A 340-nucleotide genomic window follows, 5' to 3' on the forward strand; every position below is an offset into this window, starting at 1 on the left:
TAATGATGCAAAAACGATTCAAACAACTGATGTTGCTGGCTGCTTTCGTGCCGACCCTTGCCATGGCTCAAGCGCTTCAGAGCCAGGCTCCGGCGGCGCCGGCTGCTGCCGCGGCACCGGTTGATCCGGCCAAGCAGGCTGCCATCAAGGAACTGCTGGACGCAATCGACGCGCAGAAGCTCGTCGGCGCAATTGGCAACAGCGCGCAGATGCAAGCCAAGCAACTGGTTCCGGCCATCCTGTCGGACGCCCTGAGCGAAAACAAGACGATGACGGACAAGCAGAAGCAGGCTTCCGTCCCGGCGCTGCAAAAAAATGCGGTGCCGAAGCTGGTTGACGG

1 pseudogene is annotated in these 340 nt (G+C 60.3%); it reads left to right on the forward strand.

Features of this window, described 5'->3' with window-relative positions:
• Positions 1-5 precede the first annotated feature (5 nt).
• Positions 6-340 (forward strand): annotated as a pseudogene (locus SB771_RS33755) (hypothetical protein); the annotation flags it as partial.

Origin of the sequence: Burkholderia sp. SIMBA_051 (assembly GCF_046534915.1) — a bacterium.
GTDB classification, from domain to species: Bacteria; Pseudomonadota; Gammaproteobacteria; order Burkholderiales; family Burkholderiaceae; genus Burkholderia; species Burkholderia ambifaria.